We start from the raw sequence: 513 nt of genomic DNA on the forward strand, positions 1-513 counted from the left end.
GAAAAACGGGCCCCTTTCCTGCTTAGCCTCCTTGAAGAGCAGTACCATCGCTTGACCGAAATCGATGCGCAAATTGCGCAGGTGGAAGACCAGCTGAATGCGTGGGCAAAACAGAATGCCGATTGCCAGCGGATTATGAAAATCCCCGGTGTCGGTGTCCTGATTGCCACGGCCGCCCTTGCCACGATGGGTGACCCCGGCGCTTTCCGGTCGGGCAGAGAATTTTCCGCCTATCTGGGATTAGTGCCGAAACAGACGGGAACGGGAGGCCGGGTGAAATTATTGGGTATCAGTAAACGGGGTGATGCTTACCTGAGAACCTTGTTTATCCATGGCGCAAGAGCGGCCACTTTACTCACGAAAAGCCCGTCGCCCTGGGTGAACGAACTGAAAAAACGCCGTCCGGTCTGTGTCGCGATAGTGGGGATGGCCAATAAACTGGCCCGAACGGTTTGGGCGGTAGTTGCCCATCAGCGGGACTACCAAACCGATTACGTCAGTGTCAGGCCTTAT

The 513-nt window shown here is 55.6% G+C and carries 1 protein-coding gene; it reads left to right on the forward strand.

Annotation, left to right across the window (positions count from 1 at the left end):
• The coding region (locus PSI15_RS18445) for an IS110 family transposase (RefSeq protein WP_273584781.1) at window positions 1-513 on the forward strand (513 nt) is incomplete at both ends.

The sequence above is a fragment of the Xenorhabdus sp. PR6a genome, from assembly GCF_028599065.1.
Classification (GTDB): Bacteria; Pseudomonadota; Gammaproteobacteria; order Enterobacterales; family Enterobacteriaceae; genus Xenorhabdus; species Xenorhabdus doucetiae.